The 1,253-nt window shown below is 54.4% G+C and carries 1 protein-coding gene; it reads right to left on the reverse strand.

The window, feature by feature from the left end:
* Nucleotides 1-17: 17 nt before the first annotated feature.
* Nucleotides 18-1,180, reverse strand: a protein-coding gene (locus tag ACSSVV_RS20985) for an IS3 family transposase (protein ID WP_085987383.1) whose coding sequence is annotated in 2 segments (ribosomal slippage) — nt 18-931 and nt 931-1,180 — 1,164 coding nt in all. Because the reading frame shifts where the segments join, the coding sequence is not laid out codon by codon here.
* Nucleotides 1,181-1,253 lie beyond the last annotated feature (73 nt).

Here is a 1,253-nt window from a genome sequence, read left to right on the forward strand (position 1 = left end):
TGTAGTGGTCAAGTGTTTTAGGCCACCGTCTTTTGAGTTTTCCAGTAGGCCTTCTCTGCCACATTCGGCGGCAATCCACCGTTGTGTTTGTGCGGTCTCAGTGCGCTGTAATATCCGATCATATAGTCCGTGACCGATTGCTTCGCCGAGGCAAAGCATGGATATCCGATTTCCGGCACCCATTCTGTTTTCAGACTCCGGAAGAAGCGCTCTGTCGGAGCGTTATCCCAGCAATTCCCTCGTCGGCTGAGGCTTTGTTTCATTTGATAACTCCAGAGCAGCTGCCGGAATCGTAGGCTGGTGTACTGGCACCCTTGATCCGAATGGAACATGACTCCTGAAGGCTTTCCCCGGGATTCATACGCAATCGTCAGAGCCTTCTTCACCAAGTCTGTATTCGGTGACAAGGATATGGCCCACCCCACCGGTTTACGGGAAAACAAATCAATCACAACAGCCAGATAAGCCCAGCGCGCACCGGTCCAAAGATAGGTTATGTCTCCGGTCCACACTTGATTGGGCTCCTTTACGTCGAACTCCCGATCAAGAAGATTCGGGATATCCAAATGTGGCTGATCCGCCTTCTTGTAAGCGTGCCCTGGCGGCTGCGTGCTGACCAGCCCCAACTGCTTCATTCGTCTGCTAGCACGGTACCGGCTCAGTGGCGTTCCGGCCTGCGTGACCATCTTGGCAATGCTGCGAGCGCCGGCAGATCCGTTGCTGACAGCATGCGCCTCGACAACCTGGTCCAGCAGCGCCTTCTCAGCCTCGCAAGGCCCTCTGTCCCGGTCTCGCCAGGCCCGGTAGCTGCTGCGGTGCACCCCAAACACCCGACACAGGCGCTGCACCGCATAGCTCTCTTCAAGTCGCTCGATTATCGAGAATTGCTCAGGGAGTCCGACATCAAGAGAGCGGTAGCCTTTTTTAAGATTTCCTTTTCTTCCTCCGACCGACGAAGGCGGCGCTTCAGTTCCTGAATCTCACGCTGCTCTGTGGTCAGGGCCTCGCCTCTGGGTGCTTTGCCTGCCCGTTCGGAACGAAGTTTACGGACCCAATACTCCATGGTGGATTTACCGACACCCATGGCATCGCAGGCAGCTTTCACTGTGTATCCTTGGTCGACCACCAATTGAGCAGCCTCCAAACGGAATTCCGGACTGAAGTTTCTAGTTTTCGCCATCGTCTTCACCTGATTCATTATGTGAGTGATCATACACTCAAAATCAGGTGGCCAGATTCACTATGCCACTACA

The sequence above is a fragment of the Marinobacter sp. MBR-105 genome (genome assembly GCF_053628895.1).